The sequence below is a fragment of the Methanoculleus thermophilus genome (assembly GCF_001571405.1).
Lineage (GTDB): Archaea > Halobacteriota > Methanomicrobia > Methanomicrobiales > Methanoculleaceae > Methanoculleus > Methanoculleus thermophilus.
On the sequence record NZ_BCNX01000012.1, the window covers coordinates 73,261 to 93,200 of the forward strand.

The following is a 19,940-nucleotide window of genomic DNA, read 5'->3' on the forward strand; positions in this document are numbered from 1 at the left end:
GTGACGAATATCTCGACTTCACCTCCTCAATCCCTTTACCTGTGGAAGGCATTGTCTGCTAGAATATCAGCGCTGTATCCGGATTAAGCCCGAAGGAGAGGAGGGCAGTCACATATGTATTGGGCAGCCCTGGTAGACCAGCACTGTACACCGTCCCGGATAAAGGTGAATCAGCAGAGCATGCCTCGATACCATTATAGCCGCAGAAGGTAAATACTATAGGCCGGTTTTGTGCCGAGGTAGTCTAGTCCGGGAAGGCGGTGGCCTCGAAAGCCACTGGTGTTCGTCACCTCGGGAGTTCAAATCTCCCCCTCGGCGTTTTGGTCCAGATATCCGAATCGAAGCCCTTGGAACTTCTGCAGGCCTTCTGGTGTAGCCCGGGTTGCAGATCGCCAGAGACCGATCTTAGCCATTGAAGCCATTTTTCAAAAAATAGTTGCCCGAAAATTCAGAACCGTTGCAGTCCCGGAATCTCCAAAAGTGATATCTATATATAGCATAGTACCAGAGGCTTACAGTGCCCGTTGCCCTGGGCTTCCACACACCAGCCTGTGGTGGTTTCCAGTGTACCCCTGCTTTGATGAACTGGATGATGCTATCGTAATCTTTAACCAGGACAACACCGTCGCACAGTTGAACCTATCGTTTCAGAACCTCTTCGGCATCAGGAGCGAAGCAGTCCGCAACATAAAGGCCGATACACTCGTTACCCGCCACCTTACGCAATTCTTCAAGGATGATGAATCCGCCCGCAGGGTGCTCGACGCTATCGAGCGCAGGGAGGAGGTGCTGTGTGAGATCATTCAGATGCGGACTGCACGCGGGGACCTGCGCTGGTTCTCCAACTCACTCCGGGTTATGACCGGCGAGCCGTATGCCGGAATGATGCTCGCCCGTTTCCGGGACATCACCCTCGAGCGCGAGGAGATGATGCGGAGCGCGGCAGGCATGCAGACTCCGGTCAGGATCGGGCCGGCTTATACCGCGATCGGGGATCTGGTGCCGTACGGCATCTGGATATGTGAGCCTGACGGGACTGCGCTCTACATCTCCCCCTCATTCCTCAACCTGGTGGGGAAGACTATCGAGGAATGCCGGCAATCCGGGTGGGTGGAGAGCATACCACTTGAGGATGCGGCAGCGGCACGCGCCGCCTGGAAGCACTGCCTGGATACCGGAACACTCTGGGACCGCGAACTCAGGATCCGAGACCCAGAGGGCGGTCTTCACACCATTCTCTCCCGCGGGGCCCCTATCCAGAACGAGAGCGGGGAGATCCTCCTCTGGGCCGGGATCAACCTCGACAACACCGCAAGAAAATACGCCGAAGACCTCTCCGCCGTCCGGGTTGCACAGCAGGCGGCGATCGCGGAACTCGGCCAGATCGCCCTTGCAGACGCAGGACCCTGCGAACTGATGAATGCCGTGGTTCGGATGGTTGCAGGGCACCTAGGGGTCGAGTACGCGAATGTGCTGCGATATCTTCCCGACGAGGAGGCGTTCGTGCTCGAGGCAACGGTAGGATTCGAGGTATGCGACGTCGGTACGAGGAGAGTTGAAGGGGGCACCTCTTCTCAGGCCGGCTACACGCTTCTCTCCCGCGAGCCGGTGATCGTTGAGGATCTCAGGACCGAGACGCGTTTTTCCGGCTCGGCGCTCCTCCAGAACGAAGGTATCAGGAGCGGAATCAGCGTTATCATCCTGGGTGACAGAGGGCCATACGGGGTGCTCGGGGCTCACACGCGGATGCAGCGGAGATTCACCCGGGATGATATCAACTTCGTCCAGGCGGCAGCAAATATTCTGGCACAGAGGCTCAAACGGAGAGCGGCCGAAGAAGCGCTCAAAATGAGTGAGCAGAAGTTCCGCATGATTGCGGAGCGTAGCTCCGATTTAATCTACACCTGCTACCATGATGGCGGGATCACGTATATGTCCCCGTCCGTAAAGCGCATTCTCGGCTACCCTCCCGAAGAGTTCATCGGCCGCAGGTGCCGTGATTATGTCAACCCCTTATCGTTGCATGCCTGGGAAGAAGGGAGGAAGAGAGTCGCCCGGGGCGAGCAGGTCGAGGGGCTCGAGGTCGAGTTCCGCCGCAAAGACGGGACAGCAGCGTTTATTGAACTGAACATCTCTCCAATCCTGGAGCAGGGGAGAGTGGTCGGCGTCCAGGCGGTGGGTAGAGATATCACCGAGCGCAGGCAGTACGAGCAACTCAGACAGCAGGCGTTCCTGCAGATCGAGCGGAACATCGAGCAGTTCGCCGTCCTCGGCATCATATTCGCCAGCCCCTCCAGGTGATTCTCGGGAGAGCTGAACTTCTGGGCGATGAGGAGGCTGCGAGAGTCATCCGTGAACAGGTCAAACGGATCAACGAGTACATCACGCAGCTGGACCGGGGATGGGTGGAGTCCCGGAAGGTCCGCAAGTTCCTCCGGCGGCACGATAAGGATTGAGACTTAATCTTTGACCAGAGCAGGGACCTGCCTCTTTTGGTATAAGAGAGGTCTGATTGGGGAAGTGGAGTATTCTGGCATACATGAGCCAGGCGACTCACGGGGACAGGGTACCGTCCCGACCACGCCCGTCTGCGCCCCACGGGAATGGGTGGCCCTACCCCGGGGAGATCCTGTATATAGATGAGACTTGCGGATGGCCGACAACTGGTTTTATGCGATAGTCACAGAAACAACTAGTACGAGTATGAGTATGCCGGGTTACACGACAGAAGACTCATCGATACGCCTCATGAGCGGTACAATCCCCGCTGGCCTGCTCGCCGCCGTGCGGGAAAAACGGCCGCTCGTCCACCACATCACAAACAGCGTCACGATCAACGACTGCGCAAACATCACGATCTGCATCGGGGCCGCTCCGGTTATGGCCGAGGCGCCTGAGGAGGTCGCCGAGATGGTTGCTGCCGCCGGAGCTCTCGTCTTAAACATCGGAACACTCTCCGCTGAGCAGGTCGAGGCCATGCTGATTGCCGGACGCCGGGCAAACGAACTCGGGATCCCGGTCGTCCTCGACCCTGTCGGTGCTGGGGCGACCCGGTTCAGGACAGAGACCGCCCGACGGCTCCTCGATGCACTCGATATCGCCGTTCTGAAAGGGAACGCCGGGGAGATCGGGGTCCTCGCCGGAGCCGGCGGGAGCGTCCGGGGAGTCGATTCCTGCGGGGTCGCGGGGGACCTCGTCGAGGCGGCAGTAGAGTGCGCCCGGACGACCGGGACCGTGGTGGCGATGACGGGAGAGATTGATGTCGTCACCGATGGCAAACGAGTCTTCCTGGTCAGAAACGGCGATCCGGCAATGGACCGGCTATCCGGAACAGGGTGCATGGCGGCATCGGTCACCGGGGCGTTCGCCGCCGTCGCCGACGACTACGCGGTCTCGTCGGCCTCGGCACTCGCGGCGCTTGGCCGTGCCGGGGAGCGGGCTGCGGCCGGGGCGCGTGGTCCTTACTCGTTCCGGACGGCGTTCTTCGACGAACTTGCCGGTCTCTCGCTCGATGATCTCTCCAGGCACGCACGGATCGAGGAGCGGTAATGGTATACGACCTCTACGTGATCACCGACGAGAAGATAGGAAACGGGCGCTCCCACACAGAACTTGCCCGACAAGCGGTCGCCGGCGGCGCGGATGTGATCCAGTTACGCGATAAAAATCTCTCCGGCCGTGACCTCCTCGACACAGCCGTTGCGATCCGCGATATCACCCAAGATACGGGAGCGCTCTTTATCGTGAACGACCGCCTGGACGTGGCTCTCGCCGCCGGCGCGGACGGGGTCCACCTCGGGGAGAGCGATCTCCCAATCAGGTATGCTCGGCGGCTTGCCCCGCCGGGATTCATCATCGGTGCCTCGGTCAGCTCCGTCGCGACAGCAGTCCGGGCATGGGAAGAGGGGGCAGACTACGTGGCGCTCAGTCCAACGTTTGCGACCGGATCGAAGGACGACGCCGGACCGGGGCACGGACTTTCGACACTTGCGGCGGTCCGGGCCGCGGTTCCCCTCCCCCTCATTGCGATCGGCGGGATCAACGCCGGAAACGTCGCCGAGGTCATCGCCGCGGGGGCGGACGGGGTTGCGGTGATATCGGCGGTCGTCGGAGAGGACGACGTCACCGCCGCCGCACGCGACCTCCGTGACCGGATCGCAACGGCGAAGGCAAGGGTGCGGTAGTCTTTCAAGAGCCTTAAAGTGCGGGCGTCCGCTGGTGGAAGGCCGCCTTCCACCGGCCCCGATCCTGGACATAGACGGACGATACGAAGAGCCTCTGCTCCCCAAAGGAGACGGTGTAGACGAGGACGGCGCTCCCCTCCCCGAGAGGCACGACTTTTGGGTCCGCGATGGCGTACTTCGGGAATTCGTTTGGGTTCTCTGCGAGGTCGCGGAGAAGCCCCTCCCGATCCAGGATGCCCCAGGGGCTGACGACAAGGGCCTCCGGGGCGAGATAATCGCGGTAAAACGCCACATCCCGGAGATCGGCAGCTTTCCAGGCTTGCTTCTCGAGATCCAGCAGAACAGGTAAGAGATCGTTCATAGAGCGTATGCTGACGTACGGGAAGATAATAACTCTTGCCCGGTCACAAACCCTCTTTGTCAGGGCGCGAGAGAATACTACCCATGACCGGTATCACATTCACCCCCATCGGCACCGTCCACTCTCCCTTCCGCGACCCCCGCGATATGCCCATCCAGAGCATCGGCGCACGGGGCGTCCGTGGGACGGTCGAACTCGACCCCGCCTACGCCCCGGGTTTAAAGGACCTTACAGGGTTTTCCCGGATCATCCTCCTCTACCACTTCCACCGCACGGAAGGCTACGCGCTCGAGGTGGTCCCGTTCCTCGACAAGGTCCCGCACGGTGTCTTTGCAACCCGGGCACCCCGCCGGCCGAACGCGATTGGGCTTTCGATCCTCAAACTCGTCGCCGTCGAGGGTCCGACGCTCACCGTCGAGGACGTGGATATCCTGGACGGCACCCCGGTCCTGGACATCAAGCCCTACGTCCCGGCGTTTGACGCCTTCCCCAATGAACGGGCCGGATGGCTGGCCAGATCCATGGAAGACGCCCGCACCGTACGCTCGGACGATCGATTCTGCTGACCGGAAGAGCCAGAGCATTTATCCGGGTTCCAGGCACAGGGGCAGACCGATGGAAATCAACGAGATCCAGGAAGAGTTTGGCTTCGCCGTCGCGGAGACGGGTCTTGCCACCCGGTTCGGGATACCTGCCGATGCCCTCATCCCGCTCCTCTTCTCTCTCCGCTACGGCGGAGACTGGAGTTACGCATCCGATACGATAAAATCGCTCTCGGCAGTGACAAAGACGACGGTCTATGACGATGCGAGCAAGACCGGCTACTCTCTCGAAGAGATCTACCTCTTCATCAATCCGGTCCTCCTGCACCGGGAGGGAACCGTCCACCGGCTCGAGAAGTGCGGCAACTCTCCTCTCCGGATGCTTGTCGCACGCCCCTACCGGGTGCGCCTCGGCTCAGACCGGGTGATAAAGATGACCGTCCACCCGACCGAGCGGACAATCCGGACCGAAGACCTTGATACCACAGAGATGGTCTTCTCGGGCTCGACCGCCTACGGGATCGACCACGAGATGGAACACCTTGCCGGACGGGAGATCCGCGGGGAGGGACTCCGGGTCTTTCGGTGGAATAGTTGAGAGCCACTCCTCGCGGCTTTGCGTTCTCAAACGCTGGAATTTTGCCGGGCCGGTCTGAAAACCAGCCCATTATGCCTTCTTAAACCGGCTCTTCTCTGCACCGCACCGGGAACACGTCCAGGTCTCGGGCAGGTCTCCAAACTCTGTGCGAGGCCCGATCCCGCGGCCCGGCTCACCGGCCCTGGGATTGTAGACGTAACCGCAGAGTCCGCACCGGTATGATTCCATCATCTCATCACCTCACCGCCCCGACCGACCGCGATCTTACCTGGGGCACGGCCACCCATATATCTCCGGAGGGATAAGTACTCCGGTCAAAAGATCCAGGGATAAAGTCCCCGTAGAAAAACCCGTCAAGGACGGGCGGCACCGTCTCCTAGACGATTCGGCGTCGGATGCAATGAAACAACAGACGAACTCGCCTCCTGGAAGAGATCACCCGTTAAAGTCAAAGAGATCTGGAGATGAACCCGAGGCCGTCGGATTCCGGCGAAGGGGATCGATACGCAAACCTGCGCAGATCGCCAAAAAAAGAAGACAGGACCTTTACAACTTCTTAAACCGGCTCTTCCCCGCACCGCACCGTGGGCATTTCCAGGTCTCGGGCAGATCTTCAAACGCCGTTCCGGCCTTGATACCGTGGTCGAAATCGCCGATTGCAGGATTGTAGATATAGCCGCACAGAGTACATTGATACGAATCCACTACTTGTTCACCTCTCTATCCCAACCAATCACGAGGATGATAGGGCACAACGAGCATTATACTCAATGCACAATAAGCGCTCCGGTCACGAGACCGGGAAATGAAGTTCTTTTCCGGTGCGGCCATCGAGGAGGAGTGAGCGTTCGGCGTGGTCCGACGCGAGCACAATTCGGTAGACCGGGTAATAGATCGTCTCGAACCCGACGATCTCCGCCGTCGGCTCGAGGCCTTTGAGGATCGTCCGGAGCGATTCTTTCGTGACGTTCGCCTCCGGGGGATCGCCCCGGAGCGGCTCCATCGGGGGCTCTGACCCGGGACGGAGAGAAGAGAGCGCGGGGACCTCATCTGCGAGCAGTGGGACATAGATCTTTGTATCGCCCACCGTTTTTACCTCCGTGATGAGTTTCATCTTCTCAAGGCTCTTTACCGCCTTCTTCACCACATCGGGCGGGAGATGGGTCTCCGCCTCGATCTCGACCAGCGTCGAGCCGCCGTTTGCTAGCCCGGTGACGATCCTCACCGCGGCCTCATCGAGCCCCAGGAGCTCCGAGAACCCCGGCCTGACCTTCAGCCCACGGTCAATCTCGACGATGCACCCAGTATGTCCATCGATGACAAACGAGGCCGTCTTTGTCGATTTTTTGATGAATCCGCCGATGTAGCGAATCTCCACCCGGTGAAGCGGCCGATAAACCCGCTCTCCGGAGACGACCCTCTCTTCCGGCTCTAAGAAGAGGAGGCGGCGCTTCCGTCGTGCCATCGCAATATCAAGCGCCTCCTCGCGAAGCAACACCGGAACCACGGCATTCCCTGAAGGAGGATGATCATCTTTGCCTGCGGCGAGCGGCTCGACCGGCCCGATACCGGGGCTCGCCCACGGTTCGAGAGGCTTTGCGGGAACGAGCCTTGGAGTCAGCCCCCGGTGCTCGCAGAGCCGCTCGCGAAAGCGCATCTTCGTCTTCTCTCGAACAAGTTTTCCCATCACGAAGAACTCCCCGGGCTCGAGATCCGCAAGTTCCCCGGCCTCTTTGCGGGATGAGAAGAAGAGCCTGACAGCGTTGAGATCGTTCTCGATCGAGAGTTTTCCAAGGATCTGGCTATTACACTGCGAGAGAACGTTCTTTGTCACAAGGGAGGGGCGCTGGGTCGCGACCAGGAGGCCAAGCCCGCGCTTGCGCCCCCGGCGGGAGATCTCCTCGATCTTCTTTAGAGACTCGCCGGACTGCGGGATGAACTTGTCCGCCTCTTCGACAATCAAGAGGTACGGCTGCCGTAACTCGCTCTCGAGGTCATAGAGAATATTGGCGAGGTGAGCAACCTTTCCTTGCATATCGGTCTCCGAGACATCGAAGATCACTGCGGTCCGTGAACAGATCGCCTCCCGCATCAGTTCGCGGAGGTTTGCCCGCTCAATATCCACATCACATCCATCTCCGGACCCGATCCAGAGGAGGGGAAACAGATCCTTGAGCGAGGAGTACTCCCCCTCCGTATCGATGAGACAGAAACCCACCCGGGCCAGCAGAAGCTGCTCACAGAGGACTGCAATCCCCCAGCTCTTCCCGGCGCCCGACTGCGCGATGATACAGGTCCTTCCGGTCACCAGCTCCTGGGCATCGATGGCGATCTCCCGGTCGCCGGCCATCCCGATTACGAGGTCCATCCGTTAAGGAGATCACAGGGTCTTTGGAGTTTTAACACTTACTCTCTTCACCGGAGAGTTTTATTTTTAAAATTGTTGAATATTCAAGGCTTTTTGTTCCTATAAAGCGAGAGAAAGACACCGATTGCCGAGAGGACCGCGAAGGCAAGGAAGATCAGCCGCACGCTCAGCAGGAATTCTGGATATATCGCAGGCGTGACGGCGGTCGCCCCCATGATGATTGCAAAGACCACGAGGACCGCCCCCATGCTCAGCATCATGCCAAGCGACCGCATCATTGCCGTCATCGCCGATGCGCACCCGTAGTCCCGCTTCGTGACGGAACCCATGATGGCGGTGGTGTTCGGGGACGAAAAAAGCCCAACCCCAACACCCATGAGGATCAGGAGGGCGAGGATCACAGCTATCGGCGTAGTCTCCCCGAGCAGGAAGAAGCCGAAGAGTGCCGCACCCGATATCCCCATCCCCACCGAGGCAACGTGTCCGGGCGATATCCGGTCGGCGAGACGGCCTGAGACCGGGGCAACGAAGGCCTGGACGATCGGCTGGACCAGGAGCATGGTGCCAGCGGTGACGGGATCGTAGCCCCGTATGTACTGGAGGTAGAGAGAGAGGAGGAACCCGACCGCGTAGGTGGCGCTGTAGTTGATCAGGGCGGCGGCGTTTGAGGCCGCAAAGATCCGGTTCTCCATGATGAGGGGGACCGGGAGGAGGGGGCAGGGCTGGCGCCGCTCTACCCGGAAGAAGGCCACTCCCAGCAGGAGGGCCGCGACAAGGAGGGCAAGGCCGGCCGGGGTGGTCACCGAGGCCAGGCCCAGGAAGAGGCAGAGGATCAGGGCCGAGGAGAGGACCAGCCCGGGGGCATCGAAGTGCTCCTGCTGCCGCTCGTTTAAGAACGCCGGGAACCTTCCAGCGTAGACGAGCGCCGGAACGGCAAGCAGCGAGGTCAGGATGAAGATGCTCCGCCAGCCGAAGAACTGGGTCAGAACGCCCCCGAGGAACGGCCCGAGCGAGAGCCCGGCGTAGACGGCGGTGACGTTGAGGCCTATGGCAGCGCCCCGCTCGCCCGGCGGGTAGAGCTGCGTGATCAGGGCCACGCTGTTTGCGTAGATCAGGGCGCCGCCGACCCCCTGCACGAAGCGGAAGACGAGGAGGAGATCGAGCGAGGGGGTGAAGATGGTGAGGAGGGAACCCGCGGTATAGATGACGGCACCAAGCAAAAAGACCGTGACCCTCCCACGGGTGTCACCGAACCGCCCTGCCGGGAGGAGGAAGATGACCGTCGCGAGGAGGTAGGCGCTGGAGATCCAGGCGAGTGTTGTGGCATCCGCAGAGAACTCGCTCCCGATGGCCGGGAGGGCAAGGTTGATTGCCGAACCCGTGAACGGGTTGAGGAACGTAACAATTGTGACCAATAATAGGATGAATCCCCGCGAATATGTCTGCCCATCGCCCTGCCGCATTCTTGTCACTCATCTCACCAGGTTCCCGATCTGCACCCGGGGCCTATGCTGCAAAAATATTTGTGTTCGCGAGAAATAAGGGCACTGCTGCGGCCCAACCATGCAGTACAATTAATGAGATTACTCTTCTAAGTCCTCCGGGAACATGCCCAATCATTCCCCTGATGACCGGCGGGATCTGCGTGACCTCTCGATCCGGCTCATCCTACTCCTTGGCATCGTAAGCCTCTGCGGGAGCCTGATCTCAAACGGCGCACGGAGTGTCACGGGGCCCTACATTCTCCTCCTTGGAGGAAGTGCGGCGGTCGTCGGGCTGGTTGCCGGGTTTGGTGAGTTCATAGGATATGCGCTCCGGTCTGCGACCGGTGCCTACGTTGACCAGAGTCGTCGTTACTGGAACGTGGCGATGGGTGGCTACGGTCTGCTCGCCGTAATCCCGCTTCTTGCGTTCGTCCATCAGTGGGAGGCTGCAGCCCTCCTCATCATCGCCGAGCGGATCGGAAAAGCCATCAGGACGCCGGCACGGGATACGATCCTCTCCCACGCGACAACGGCAATAGGGAGAGGGTGGGGATTCGGGGTTCATAAGGCGCTCGATCAGGTCGGCGCCGTCATAGGGCCCCTCGTCATGGCCGCCGCACTCGCCGCTACCGGCGGCTACGCTCCGGGTTTTCTCCTGCTCGGGATCCCGCTTGCCGGTGTTGCAGTAATACTCTTCTTCGCACGATCGTCTGTGCCGAGACCGGGACGCCTGGAGGCAGACGGGGGAACCAGAGTGACCGGAGACGATCTGCCCGGGGTCATGCCCTACGCGACGTTCATCTTCCTCGGCATGGCTGGGTTTGCCAACTTCCCGCTCATCTCCTTTCACTTAAAGGCCCAATCGGTCATCCCCGACGCCGCCATCCCCCTCTATTACGCCTCAGCGATGATGGTCTCGGTCGTTGTCGCCCTGCTCATCGGGCGGGTCTTCGATCGTCTCGGCACCCATGTCCTCCTCACCATCCCGGTCTTCAGCATTTCAACGGTCCTGCTCGCCTTCTCACCCACGCCGGGCACGGCACTCGCCGGATCACTCGTCTGGGGGGCGGGGATCGGGATCTTTGAGACGGTTCTCCGGGCATCGATCGCAGAGTCCACCGCGGCGGCCCGGAGGGGACAGGTCTACGGCGTCATGAGCGCGATTTTCGGGACCGCATGGTTCGTAGGAAGCGCCGTGATGGGCGTTCTCTATGATGTATCCCTCGAGCATATCGTCGCGTACGTCGTCATTGTCGAGATTGCAGCGCTGGTCGCCTACCTCTGGATCTACCGCTCCCGGATCGCAGTCAAGTTCCAGGAAGGGATCGGGAACCTCATCCCGTAGGTCGCCGGCGCTCCACCATCCACGCCTTCAGCGCTCCACCGACGGCACCGCCGATGGCGCCGAGGATCCCGAAGTAGAGAGCGAGAAGAAAGAGAAGAACGGTGATCCCGAGGCCGATGAGTGTGCCGATAGGACCAAGGAGCGCCGTCCCCCCCACGACGGCAATAACCGAGAAGATCGCAGCGACGATGAGCCCGTCGAGGAGCCCGCCGAGGGCCCCCCTGACCGCCCCGGGCGGGCCGAGGTAGCCGCCGATGATCCCTCCGACGATCGGGCCTGCTACCGGGAAGAAGGGGCTGATGAAGAGCATGAAGATAAACCCCACGAGCGCCGATATCCAGAAAGATCCCTGCTCAGCCAACTAGGGCCTCCCGGGTTGAGAAGAGCCGGGGAGGAGAGGCCTCCCCGGAATTTGTCCAACTACCATCTCACCGCCGGATCGCCCCGGCAATGGCCCCGCCGATCAGCGAGAGGATGCCCTGGTAGATGAACGCCATCACGACGATGACGAGCGATGTCCCGAGGCCCGCGATGAACCCGAATGCTCCCAGGAGTACGGTACCACCGATAAGGAGCAGTATCGCAATGACGATGGCACCGAGGATGCCGGCAAACAGCCCGGCCTTTGCTCCGGTTCCTATCCCGCGCCCGGCCATCCACCCGGCAACAAACCCCCCTACCAGCGGTCCAATGACCGGCAGCAGGAAGCCGAGGATGAGTCCAACGAGCCACCCGACGATGACGCCCATCCAGAAGTTATTAGCCATACTCTTCCACCTCCGCCGGAAATTTGGGGATGATGTATATAAACATTGGGGTTATGAGTCGGTTATCGATGTATCAGTGTTCCTGCACGCCCGGAGAGGGCAAGTGAAGCCTGTTCAAGCGATGCAATGATTGCACGCTCTCCGCCGGCCTCAAGGAAGTCGATGGCCGACTCGATCTTCGGCCCCATGCTCCCCGGCGGGAACTGCCCCGCCGCGAGGTGATCGCGTGCCTCGGCAACCGTCATCTCGTGGATATCCTGCTGCCCGGGCCTTCCGTAATTTACGGCGACACGCTCGACGTCGGTGAGAATCAGGAGATCTATTGCGCCAACGAGCCGTGCGAGGAGGGCTGCAGTATAATCTTTGTCCACCACCGCCTCGACGCCCCGAAGCATGCTCCCGGGCTTTGCGACCACCGGGACGCCCCCGCCGCCTGCGGCGATCACGATCACGCCGGCCAAAAAGAGCCGGAGAATCGCCTCTCCTTCCATGAGGGCGATCGGACGCGGAGAGGGGACCACACGACGGTAACCCTGCCTCGGGATCTGCACCATCCGCCAGCCCATCTCTTCCTGAAGCCGTCTAGCCTGCATAGCGGTGTAAAACGGACCGATGGGCTTTGTCGGATTCTCAAACGCCGGGTCGTCCCCGGCAACAAGGGTCTGGGTGAGCACGGTCGCGACCGGGCAGCCGATGCCGGCCGCAGTGAGGGCTTCCTGCATCGACTGCTGGAGAAGGTAGCCGATCATCCCCTGACTCTCCGCCCCGCAGACATCAAGCGGCATCGGCGGAAGAACGTCCTTCGCCATCTCGTTTTTGAGGAGGATATCTCCGACTTGAGGGCCGTTCCCGTGGGTGATGACGACGGCATACCCCTCACCCACGATCCCGGCGATCTCGTGAGAGGCGCGCCTGACGTTCGCAGCCTGCTCCTCAGCGGTTCCCGTCTCCCGGTGACGGAGAATGGCGTTCCCGCCAAGCGCAATCACCACACCTCTCTTGCCCATCCCCTTCACCCCCGCTCCAATGTACAGGTCATGCAATGGGGGCCGCCGTAGCCTCCCGTCAGGTTCACGAGGTGAAGCGGGCAGACTTCGATGCCGTGTCGGGAGAACTCCGCCTTGTGCGGGAAGAACCGTCCTTCGTTCTGTATCCGGCGGTAATCATCCTCCGCGTGGGAAAGGAGCCGCCCGTAGCGCTCCGGGTCGCGCGCGGCCTTCTCCGCCAGGTTGGAGAGCACCGTCCGCATCACCCGCTCCCCCTCCACCGCAAGGATACTCCCGTCGCGGATGCAGAGGATGTTTGCGGCGTAGGAGAGCTGCTCCAGGATCGAGAGATCGATGACCGAGAAATCCTTCGATCGGATATAATCATAGAGGTTCGTCGTCTCGCCCGAGACCTCGTAGCCAGTGCCCGTCCGGTGGTAGACCTCGACCTGCGCCCGCTGGAGGAGGACATTAGAGCCGATCACGACGCCGCTCCCTGCGACGTTGAAGTAGGTATCAAGGTGCATATCGACCATCGGATCGGGACGGTCGCTCGGGATGAGCGGGTGGCCCGGCTGATGGACGACGCCGACCTCGTCGAAGATCGGGACGAAGTCGAGGAACTGGCTTACCCCGGCACGGTTCGTCCGGTCCCCGGTGCCGAGAAGGGCGAACTCCCCCATCGGCATGAAATCGCCGCCCTCAAACGTCCCCGGTTCTTCGATCGTCCCGGCGATCGGGATGCCGAGGATCTCCCAGAGGAGCCTGGTAATATCGGGCTCTCGAGCCCGCTGCCGTTTTGCCGGTCGGGCGACGACGAGGCCGCAATCGGTCATCGCCTGCTGATCCCGCATGAAGTATAGGTTCGCGAGCGGTTCCTGCCCCGGGATCCGGACGTCCACCCCGCCGTGGGGGTGCCCCCATCCGACCTCGATGATCGGGTTCAAGAGGAGAAGTGTGAAGAAATGCAGCGAGTCCAGAGCGGCGGCGTTCTGCTCCATGCTCCGGCGGGCCTCCGAAACCTCTCTCCTCCCCCCCTTGAGAGTGACGGTCCCATATGCCCGGTCGACAAGCCGCCGGCGTACCGCAGGGTCACGGTCGGCGGCATCGAGGATCGTCTCTTTGAGGTGCAGGACGCGGACACCGAAATCCTCGCGGAGGGTCTGCACGAGGATATCATGCTCCCTACGCGCCTCATAGCGGCTGAATGCCCGCTCGTAGAGCGCTGCATACGGCTCAAGCAACCCAAAGAACATCTCGATCCCGGGACGGTGGACGGCCACCGTCCGAAGCGGCTCCCATTCCGCTCGCACACCCACTACCACCTCACTCACCACCTTCGCCGGGAAGCGACAGCGTAGTACGCAATCATCACCCCGATCGCTGTTGCAGCCGCAAGTGACCCAGTTCACTCTCCCGCCGATGATGAAGCTGATCCCGGTGAAGACTGCCAGCGCCAGCAAGCCGTAAAGGATAACTTTTGCGTATCGGTTCATCTCAGGGGACTCTCTCGCTCGCGAATGGATAAACCTGCCGCGAACAAGACCCATGAGCCGGGTTGGAGATCTGTCCGAACCAGAGAGCGGCGGCTCAAAGCAGCAACCCGCCGTACTTGCGGCCATCAGTCTGATTCCCGGGCAACTTTACCCCTGCAGCAACCCCATGCCGGCTGATTACAACCCGAGAACGTCCAGCACCCAAAGACCGAACAGGATCATCCCCACCCGCAGTTTCCCGACGAGGTTATTCCCCTCAATCGTGACGGTACCGTTCCTCATCGCAGCCCGGAAGGCATCAAACGGCTGATCTGAATGCATGACGCTCTCGACCGTCGAGGAATCGGTCGTTACCGTGGCGATGGGATTTGATCGGCTTTTTGCGTCGAACTGGACGACCTTGCGGTCATGGAAGGTGATCCCGATGACCAGCACACCGTCCGGTGAGTTGACGTGGAGGTTGACCTCTTCGTTCGCGAACGGCCCGGTCACCCATCCCGGCAGCCGGTCTGCGTAGCCGTTGTAGGTCAGGGTATACTCACGCATCGCAAAGAGGAGATTGACCTCCGCCTGGCTCAGATCGGCATTCTCGATCACAAGCCCGCCTGCCGGCACGACAGAGACCAGAACTGCGAAGAGGAGGCAAAAGACCGCCCAAAAAGACCGGATCACCACAGCCCTCCCGCCAGATCCTTACCTTCCGGCACGCCGGCTCCAGGAAGGATGCAGTTTGGAGTTCGAGGACTAGAATCGCTGGTATTGGTGAGATAGGGATAGCCGCACATGCCGTATCTGAGAGGGGATGTAGGGGTCCAGGTATTTTATGATATCCATCAGGGTCGGCCGCCGAAAAGTTACGTGGGTGGTTTTGCCGACCTGCCCCTTACCCCGGGATGCAGCGGGAGGGAGAAACCGGAGATCTGATTGATTTCCAGGCCAGGCTGCTCGCATTCCACAGGGAAAGGGAGATATGGTAGCACTCGTATTGGATGGAGAACGCAAGACAATCCCCGGTCCGGGGTGGGGCGGAACGGTGACCGATGGAAGAAGAGAATATCATCGAGGTGCGGGATCTCGAGCATGTTTTCGACGGTTTTGCGGCGGTGCGCGGCATCAGTTTCACCGTCAGGAGAGGTGAGATCTTCTCCTTCCTCGGCCCCAACGGTGCCGGAAAGAGCACCACCATCAACATCCTGACGACGCTGCTCCCTCTCCAGAAGGGGACGGTGAGGGTAGCCGGCTACGACGTCGCACGGGAGCCCTCACGGGTCAGGGAATCCATCGGCATCGTCTTCCAGGACGATGTGCTCGACCGCGATCTCACCGTCTGGGAGACAATGGAGTTCCACGGGCGGCTCTACAGCATCCCCCGTGACGAGCGGCGACGGCGGATCGACGACCTGCTCCGGGTCGTGGAACTCGGCCCAAAGCGAAACGAACAGACGAAGAACCTCTCGGGCGGTATGAAGCGCCGGCTCCAGATCGCCCGGGGGCTGATGACCCGGCCGAAGGTCCTCTTCCTCGACGAGCCGACGCTGGGGCTCGACCCGCAGACACGGATGCGGATATGGGATTACATACGGGAGGTGAACAGAGCAGGAACGACGATATTCCTGACGACGCACTACATGGAGGAGGCCGATATGCTCTCAGACCGGATCAGCATCATCGATAACGGAAAGATCATTGCTTCCGGAACCCCGGAGGAACTGAAGAACGCTCTCGGCGAGGACGTCGTCTATCTTGAGACAAGAGACAACGCAAGGGCCCGGGAGAGCCTTCGAGGGGTCAAGGAGATCCGGTCGATCAAGGAGTCGACCCGGGGGCTCTCGATCACAATCGCGGCCGACGGGAGCCACTGCCTCCCCGGGATCGTCGAGCGGGTCCGCAACGCCGGGATCGAGATATCGAGCGTGAACCTAAAGAAACCGACGATGGATGATGTCTTCGTCCATTACACCGGTAGAGAACTGCGGGACGCCGGAGCGTGAGTGCCATGGGCTGGGAGTTTCTCACCGTCTACTGGCGGGAGATGATCCGGTTCGTCCGGTTCAGGACGCAACTCTTCGCATCGCTTCTCCAGCCGGCACTCTGGATGGCGTTCTTCGGGGTCGCCATGTCGTCGAACATCAACCGATTCACCTCGGCCGTTCCGGCCCCGCCCGGAGTCTTTTCGGTCGATTACCTCACCTTCATGGCCGCCGGCGTGATCGCGATGACAACCCTCTTTACGAGCCTTTTTGGGGGTATCAGCCTCCTCTTTGATAAGAACTGGGGACTGATGCGCGAGATGCTCGCAAGCCCCATGCCCCGGACCCATATCATGATGGGGATCAGTCTCTCGGGGATGACAAAGTCGTTCATCCAGGTGACCATCATCATGATCTTCGGGCTCATCCTCGGGGTGCAGTTCTTCCCGGGATACTCACTCGACGAGATCGCCACCTCGGTCATCGGGATATACGCGTTTGTCGGCGTCTTCTCGCTCGGGTTCCTCCTCTTCTCCTCAAACATCTCAATGCGCCTTGAGACCCCCGAAGGGCTGCAGGGGATCATAACGCTTCTGACGCTACCGATATTCTTCGTCTCGAACGCCCTCTACCCGATCCAGGGATTTCCCGAGATCCTGCAGACGCTCTCGATCCTCAACCCGCTCACCCACCTGGTCCGCGGGATCCGCTACTTTGCTCTCGGGAACGACTTCTTTGCCGTCGGGGCCCACTACTCCTACACCGTAACCGATGCGCTTACATCATTCGCATACCTCGCGATCTTCGCGGCGCTGATGTACATCCTCGCCCGCCGGACGTTTCAGAAGGCGGTAGTTACATGATAGATGGGTGAGTGAGTGTAACTATGCAGAAACCCGCATGTGCAATCCTGACGATGCTGATGCTCATCGCTTCCGCCGCCCTTTCCGGGTGCACCGGGATACCGGATCTTGAGGCGACGGAGGAGTTCAACCGGACGGTCACGGTGGAGCCCGGAAGCGAGGTCGTCGTGATCAACCGCAATGGAGGCGTGACCGTGGACGTTCGGGAGGGGGAGACCGTCACCGTCAGTGCGGTCAAACGGTCCGCCTACGGCCAGACGGAGCTTGACAAAGTCCAGATTGTGGTGACAGAGGGCGATCCCCTCCGGATCGAGACGGTGCACACCGCACAAGACCCGCAGGTGAACGTGGACTGCACGATCCATCTGCCGCCGGCGACCGTCCTTCTGCGGGCCGAGAGTTCGAACGGCCCGATCGATCTTGCCGGGGCAAGGGTGAACGGAACGGAGCTTTTGACCTCAAACGGCCCCATACGGGTCGACGGCGCTCCCGGAGGCGATATTACAGCAGACTCCTCAAACGGGCCGATCGAGGTTCGGGGAGCCGATGGCTACGTCACCGCAAGGACCAGCAATGGCCATATCACGGTGGAGGAGTCCGCTGGGGTCATGGAACTCCGGACATCCAACGGCCCGATCACCGCAAGCATCCCGGCCGTCCGGGGTGATGTAAAGATAACCACCAGCAACGGCGCGATTACGCTTCGGCTCGCGGAGACCCTGGACGCCCGCCTGATTGCCACCACCTCAGGCGGCAGGATCGCGGCAAGCAACCTCCCGCTCCAGCTCGAGGAGTCGTCGGGGACCCGGATCGTGGGCACCCTCGGCGATGGGGGACCAACGATCACCGTCACCACATCGAACGGGGGCATCAACCTGGAAGGGCTCTGACCCCACAACCTTTTACCCGCCCGGGACCTATCTTCGAATACCCAATGAACCGCTCACACCTCCTCTTCTTCACCGTTGCAGGGAGGACCTGTGCACTCCCTCTCGCCGCCGTCCGGCAGGTCGTCGGCATGGCAGCGCTCTCGCCGGAGAGCAGGGATGGAGGAGACGGTACCGTGAACCTGCACGGGGAGACCATCCCGGTCTATCCAGTCCGGGATCTCCTCGGGCTCCCGGGTCGTCCGCCACTCCCGACGGACGTCCTCATCATTACTCATGCCAGGCCGGACTGCATGGCCCTCCGGGTGGATGGGGTGCAGGGAGTGCGGGAGGGGAGCCTCCCCGCCGACGACGGCACGACCTCCCACCCGGGTGTGCACCTGGCCGGTGACGGGACGATTATCATCCATGATCCCGGTGCACTCTGTGCTGCAGAAGAGCGCGAGCGGTTCTCCATACCTCCAGCCGGAGAGGAGACCGCCCCGGGGATAGAGCGCAGAGGTGCAATGGAGGATAAGGAGGACCATGCGGCCGTAACCTCGGACATCCTCACCTTCCGGCTCGCCGGCCGCGAGTACGCCATCGAGACGCGATACATCCGGGAAGTCTTCATCATCCGTGAGATCACGCCGGTGCCCGGGGTGCCCGATTTCATCGCCGGGATCTGTGCCGTAAGAGGAGAGATCATCTCCGTCGTCGACCTTGCCCGGATCCTCTCGATCCCGAAACAGGGGTTGACAGACCTCAACAGGGTCATCGTCCTCTCCGACGGGAAGATGACGTTCGGGATCCTCGCGGACTATATCACGGACATCGGCACCATCTCGAGAGACGACATTGCTCCGGCGGAGCCCGGGATGACGCCGATCGGAGAACAGTATCTCCTGGGTGTTGCAGAAGGCTCACTGATTCTCCTCGATGCGGCGGCAATCCTTGCCGATCCGAGAATGCTGGTTCACCAGACGAGGCAATAGAGTCTCATTCCAGCCATATTTTTAGAGTCAATCACCGGGAAATTTCAGTTTTATATGGAACATTACTTAACCCAGGGTGCGCACCCATCTATTTAGTTATACTGAAGGGAGGAGAGCGGGTATAAAATGTTCACATTTTTTTCGGATATGAAAGTCGGGACAAAGATCCTCGTCATCTGTCTCTTTCTGGCAATCATCCCGACGCTTATGCTTGGCGTGGTAGCGTATACCAGCTCGAGCGGTGTGATTAATGATCAGATCGAGACGCTGCTTGAGACGCAGGTGCATGATGCACGAGGATGGACCAACGACGTCTACAAACTCACACGCAATAAAGTAAACAGCGACCTCAACGTTCTCCGGGAGAACTTCTACGCCCGCGGCACCCCCGAAGTGATCAACGGAAAACTGGCACTGGTAAACGAGAACGGCGACACCTACATCATCAATGACAATTTCGAGATCGTCGATCAGGTCCAGTCCCTGGTCGGTGGAGCGGCGACGGTCTTTCAAGTATACGGCGACCATGCTGTCCGGATATCCACGAACGTCATCGGAACGGACGGTAGTCGCGCTGTCGGGACCGAGTTGACCCAGAACGTCTATGATGTGGTCGTGAAACAGGGAGAGACATATTACGGGAGCAGGGACCTCTTTGGCAAGCGCTACGTCACCGCGTACGAGCCGATAAAAGATAGCAGCGGCAAAATCGTCGGGGTCCTCTTCGTCGGGACGGAGGAAGAGGAGACGCTCGATGTCATCAAAGCGAGCCTCAAGGATACGGTCATCGGCAACAACGGCTATATGTTCGTCATCGACAGCACCGGGCAGGTTCTCGTTCACCCCTCCCTCGAAGGCGAGAACTGGTCCAGCGAAGAGTTCGTGCAGGAGATGTTCCAGAATAAGGTCGGGAACATCCGCCACGAGATCGACGGCGTCGATATGATAGACGCCTACACCTACTACGAGCCGCTCGACTGGTACATTGGGCTCTGTTGAATTCCTTCCAGACAACGACAATCACGACTGTTTGTACTGCCTTCGTTAGGTTATGGAGGATCACTTTGATCTTGATCTCTTTGACCTGGTACCAGTATTTTCGTGCCTTTAGTTCC

Annotated in this window: 22 protein-coding genes, 1 tRNA gene and 1 pseudogene; 13 read left to right on the forward strand and 11 right to left on the reverse strand. The window is 60.5% G+C overall.

What is annotated here, in order from left to right:
- The first annotated feature begins 233 nt into the window (after positions 1-233).
- The 5 genes from MCUTH_RS10425 to thiE all read left to right on the forward strand — a co-directional run bounded on the left by MCUTH_RS10425 (position 234) and on the right by thiE (position 4,184).
- Positions 234-318, forward strand: a tRNA-Ser gene (locus MCUTH_RS10425).
- 246 nt (positions 319-564) lie between these two features.
- Positions 565-2,301 (forward strand): PAS domain S-box protein, encoded by a 1,737-nt coding sequence (locus MCUTH_RS10430; RefSeq protein ID WP_224732820.1) that lies wholly within the window; start codon positions 565-567, stop codon positions 2,299-2,301.
- Entirely contained in the window at positions 2,298-2,456 is a 159-nt protein-coding gene (locus MCUTH_RS12000; protein WP_236707457.1) for a hypothetical protein, read from the forward strand. Before MCUTH_RS10430 ends, MCUTH_RS12000 begins: the two co-directional genes overlap by 4 nt.
- Positions 2,457-2,748: 292 nt before the next feature.
- A complete protein-coding gene (thiM, locus tag MCUTH_RS10435; protein WP_066958750.1) occupies positions 2,749-3,549 on the forward strand; it encodes a hydroxyethylthiazole kinase in 801 nt (266 codons plus the stop codon).
- On the forward strand, positions 3,549-4,184 hold the full coding sequence (gene thiE, locus MCUTH_RS10440) for a thiamine phosphate synthase (RefSeq protein WP_066958733.1): 636 nt from the start codon (positions 3,549-3,551) through the stop codon (positions 4,182-4,184). The genes thiM and thiE overlap by 1 nt, the downstream gene beginning before the upstream one ends.
- A gap of 13 nt (positions 4,185-4,197) precedes the next feature.
- Here the strand turns inward: thiE and MCUTH_RS10445 are convergent, their stop codons facing one another.
- Positions 4,198-4,545 (reverse strand): nuclear transport factor 2 family protein, encoded by a 348-nt coding sequence (locus MCUTH_RS10445; RefSeq protein WP_066958734.1) that lies wholly within the window; start codon positions 4,543-4,545, stop codon positions 4,198-4,200.
- An 83-nt stretch (positions 4,546-4,628) separates the two neighbouring features.
- Between MCUTH_RS10445 and tsaA the strand changes: the two genes are divergently transcribed.
- Together tsaA and MCUTH_RS10455 are read left to right on the forward strand one after the other, a co-directional pair.
- Positions 4,629-5,111, forward strand: a complete 483-nt coding sequence (gene tsaA / locus MCUTH_RS10450) for a tRNA (N6-threonylcarbamoyladenosine(37)-N6)-methyltransferase TrmO (RefSeq protein WP_066958735.1) — start codon at positions 4,629-4,631, stop codon at positions 5,109-5,111.
- A gap of 49 nt (positions 5,112-5,160) precedes the next feature.
- Positions 5,161-5,685, forward strand: a complete 525-nt coding sequence (locus MCUTH_RS10455) for a RimK/LysX family protein (RefSeq protein ID WP_066958736.1) — start codon at positions 5,161-5,163, stop codon at positions 5,683-5,685.
- Positions 5,686-5,754: 69 nt separating this feature from the next.
- On the opposite strand, the gene MCUTH_RS10460 is transcribed toward MCUTH_RS10455, so the two are convergent.
- The 4 genes from MCUTH_RS10460 to MCUTH_RS10470 all read right to left on the reverse strand — a co-directional run bounded on the left by MCUTH_RS10460 (position 5,755) and on the right by MCUTH_RS10470 (position 9,468).
- Positions 5,755-5,916: a rubredoxin gene (locus MCUTH_RS10460; RefSeq protein WP_353743253.1), complete on the reverse strand. Its 162-nt coding sequence runs from the start codon at positions 5,914-5,916 to the stop codon at positions 5,755-5,757.
- Positions 5,917-6,231: 315 nt separating this feature from the next.
- On the reverse strand, positions 6,232-6,390 hold the full coding sequence (locus tag MCUTH_RS11455) for a rubredoxin (protein ID WP_083524866.1): 159 nt from the start codon (positions 6,388-6,390) through the stop codon (positions 6,232-6,234).
- Positions 6,391-6,475: 85 nt separating this feature from the next.
- Positions 6,476-8,053 (reverse strand): ATP-binding protein, encoded by a 1,578-nt coding sequence (locus tag MCUTH_RS10465; protein WP_066958737.1) that lies wholly within the window; start codon positions 8,051-8,053, stop codon positions 6,476-6,478.
- Positions 8,054-8,136: 83 nt separating this feature from the next.
- Positions 8,137-9,468 carry an MFS transporter gene (locus MCUTH_RS10470; RefSeq protein ID WP_224732819.1) on the reverse strand — a complete coding sequence of 444 codons (1,332 nt, stop codon included), beginning with the start codon at positions 9,466-9,468 and terminating at the stop codon, positions 8,137-8,139.
- Between the two features lie 193 nt (positions 9,469-9,661).
- On the opposite strand from MCUTH_RS10470, the gene MCUTH_RS10475 reads away from it, so the two are divergent.
- Positions 9,662-10,882: an MFS transporter gene (locus MCUTH_RS10475; protein ID WP_066958739.1), complete on the forward strand. Its 1,221-nt coding sequence runs from the start codon at positions 9,662-9,664 to the stop codon at positions 10,880-10,882.
- Here MCUTH_RS10475 and MCUTH_RS10480 read toward each other — a convergent pair.
- From MCUTH_RS10480 to MCUTH_RS10500, 5 genes are all read right to left on the reverse strand, one after another.
- Entirely contained in the window at positions 10,872-11,243 is a 372-nt protein-coding gene (locus tag MCUTH_RS10480) for a DUF5518 domain-containing protein (RefSeq protein ID WP_150468743.1), read from the reverse strand. The genes MCUTH_RS10475 and MCUTH_RS10480 overlap by 11 nt on opposite strands.
- 67 nt (positions 11,244-11,310) lie before the next feature.
- Positions 11,311-11,649: a DUF5518 domain-containing protein gene (locus MCUTH_RS10485; RefSeq protein ID WP_066958741.1), complete on the reverse strand. Its 339-nt coding sequence runs from the start codon at positions 11,647-11,649 to the stop codon at positions 11,311-11,313.
- 62 nt (positions 11,650-11,711) lie between these two features.
- A complete protein-coding gene (gene arcC, locus MCUTH_RS10490; protein ID WP_066958742.1) occupies positions 11,712-12,656 on the reverse strand; it encodes a carbamate kinase in 945 nt (314 codons plus the stop codon).
- 5 nt (positions 12,657-12,661) lie between these two features.
- A complete protein-coding gene (locus MCUTH_RS10495) occupies positions 12,662-14,131 on the reverse strand; it encodes an arginine deiminase family protein (RefSeq protein ID WP_083524867.1) in 1,470 nt (489 codons plus the stop codon).
- 177 nt (positions 14,132-14,308) lie between these two features.
- The gene (locus MCUTH_RS10500; protein ID WP_066958753.1) at positions 14,309-14,803 is read right to left on the reverse strand and encodes a hypothetical protein; all 495 of its coding nucleotides are present in this window, start codon (positions 14,801-14,803) and stop codon (positions 14,309-14,311) included.
- A 368-nt stretch (positions 14,804-15,171) separates the two neighbouring features.
- Between MCUTH_RS10500 and MCUTH_RS10505 the strand changes: the two genes are divergently transcribed.
- From MCUTH_RS10505 to MCUTH_RS10525, 5 genes are all read left to right on the forward strand, one after another.
- Entirely contained in the window at positions 15,172-16,122 is a 951-nt protein-coding gene (locus MCUTH_RS10505; protein ID WP_066958743.1) for an ATP-binding cassette domain-containing protein, read from the forward strand.
- Between the two features lie 5 nt (positions 16,123-16,127).
- Positions 16,128-16,964: an ABC transporter permease gene (locus MCUTH_RS10510; RefSeq protein WP_066958744.1), complete on the forward strand. Its 837-nt coding sequence runs from the start codon at positions 16,128-16,130 to the stop codon at positions 16,962-16,964.
- Between the two features lie 23 nt (positions 16,965-16,987).
- Positions 16,988-17,854, forward strand: a complete 867-nt coding sequence (locus MCUTH_RS10515; protein WP_066958745.1) for a DUF4097 family beta strand repeat-containing protein — start codon at positions 16,988-16,990, stop codon at positions 17,852-17,854.
- Positions 17,855-17,898: 44 nt separating this feature from the next.
- Entirely contained in the window at positions 17,899-18,825 is a 927-nt protein-coding gene (locus tag MCUTH_RS10520; RefSeq protein ID WP_066958746.1) for a chemotaxis protein CheW, read from the forward strand.
- 207 nt (positions 18,826-19,032) lie between these two features.
- Positions 19,033-19,824: a Cache 3/Cache 2 fusion domain-containing protein gene (locus MCUTH_RS10525; protein ID WP_224732826.1), complete on the forward strand. Its 792-nt coding sequence runs from the start codon at positions 19,033-19,035 to the stop codon at positions 19,822-19,824.
- On the opposite strand, the pseudogene MCUTH_RS12135 reads toward MCUTH_RS10525, so the two are convergent.
- A pseudogene (locus MCUTH_RS12135) lies at positions 19,814-19,940 on the reverse strand (IS5/IS1182 family transposase); the annotation flags it as partial. The gene MCUTH_RS10525 and the pseudogene MCUTH_RS12135 sit on opposite strands and share 11 nt — an antisense overlap.

Bases quoted from the DNA above. Each gene is read 5' to 3' on its own strand.
- MCUTH_RS10455 (WP_066958736.1), top strand. From the start codon at position 5,161: ATGGAAATCAACGAGATCCAGGAAGAGTTTGGCTTCGCCGTCGCGGAG.
- MCUTH_RS10510 (WP_066958744.1), top strand. From the start codon at position 16,128: ATGGGCTGGGAGTTTCTCACCGTCTACTGGCGGGAGATGATCCGGTTC.
- MCUTH_RS10505 (WP_066958743.1), top strand. From the start codon at position 15,172: ATGGAAGAAGAGAATATCATCGAGGTGCGGGATCTCGAGCATGTTTTC.
- thiE (WP_066958733.1), top strand. From the start codon at position 3,549: ATGGTATACGACCTCTACGTGATCACCGACGAGAAGATAGGAAACGGG.
- MCUTH_RS10475 (WP_066958739.1), top strand. From the start codon at position 9,662: ATGCCCAATCATTCCCCTGATGACCGGCGGGATCTGCGTGACCTCTCG.
- MCUTH_RS10445 (WP_066958734.1), bottom strand. From the start codon at position 4,545: ATGAACGATCTCTTACCTGTTCTGCTGGATCTCGAGAAGCAAGCCTGG.
- arcC (WP_066958742.1), bottom strand. From the start codon at position 12,656: ATGGGCAAGAGAGGTGTGGTGATTGCGCTTGGCGGGAACGCCATTCTC.
- MCUTH_RS10525 (WP_224732826.1), top strand. From the start codon at position 19,033: ATGCTTGGCGTGGTAGCGTATACCAGCTCGAGCGGTGTGATTAATGAT.
- MCUTH_RS10520 (WP_066958746.1), top strand. From the start codon at position 17,899: ATGAACCGCTCACACCTCCTCTTCTTCACCGTTGCAGGGAGGACCTGT.
- MCUTH_RS10460 (WP_353743253.1), bottom strand. From the start codon at position 5,916: ATGATGGAATCATACCGGTGCGGACTCTGCGGTTACGTCTACAATCCC.
- MCUTH_RS10515 (WP_066958745.1), top strand. From the start codon at position 16,988: ATGCAGAAACCCGCATGTGCAATCCTGACGATGCTGATGCTCATCGCT.
- MCUTH_RS10495 (WP_083524867.1), bottom strand. From the start codon at position 14,131: ATGAACCGATACGCAAAAGTTATCCTTTACGGCTTGCTGGCGCTGGCA.
- tsaA (WP_066958735.1), top strand. From the start codon at position 4,629: ATGACCGGTATCACATTCACCCCCATCGGCACCGTCCACTCTCCCTTC.
- thiM (WP_066958750.1), top strand. From the start codon at position 2,749: ATGAGCGGTACAATCCCCGCTGGCCTGCTCGCCGCCGTGCGGGAAAAA.
- MCUTH_RS10485 (WP_066958741.1), bottom strand. From the start codon at position 11,649: ATGGCTAATAACTTCTGGATGGGCGTCATCGTCGGGTGGCTCGTTGGA.
- MCUTH_RS10465 (WP_066958737.1), bottom strand. From the start codon at position 8,053: ATGGACCTCGTAATCGGGATGGCCGGCGACCGGGAGATCGCCATCGAT.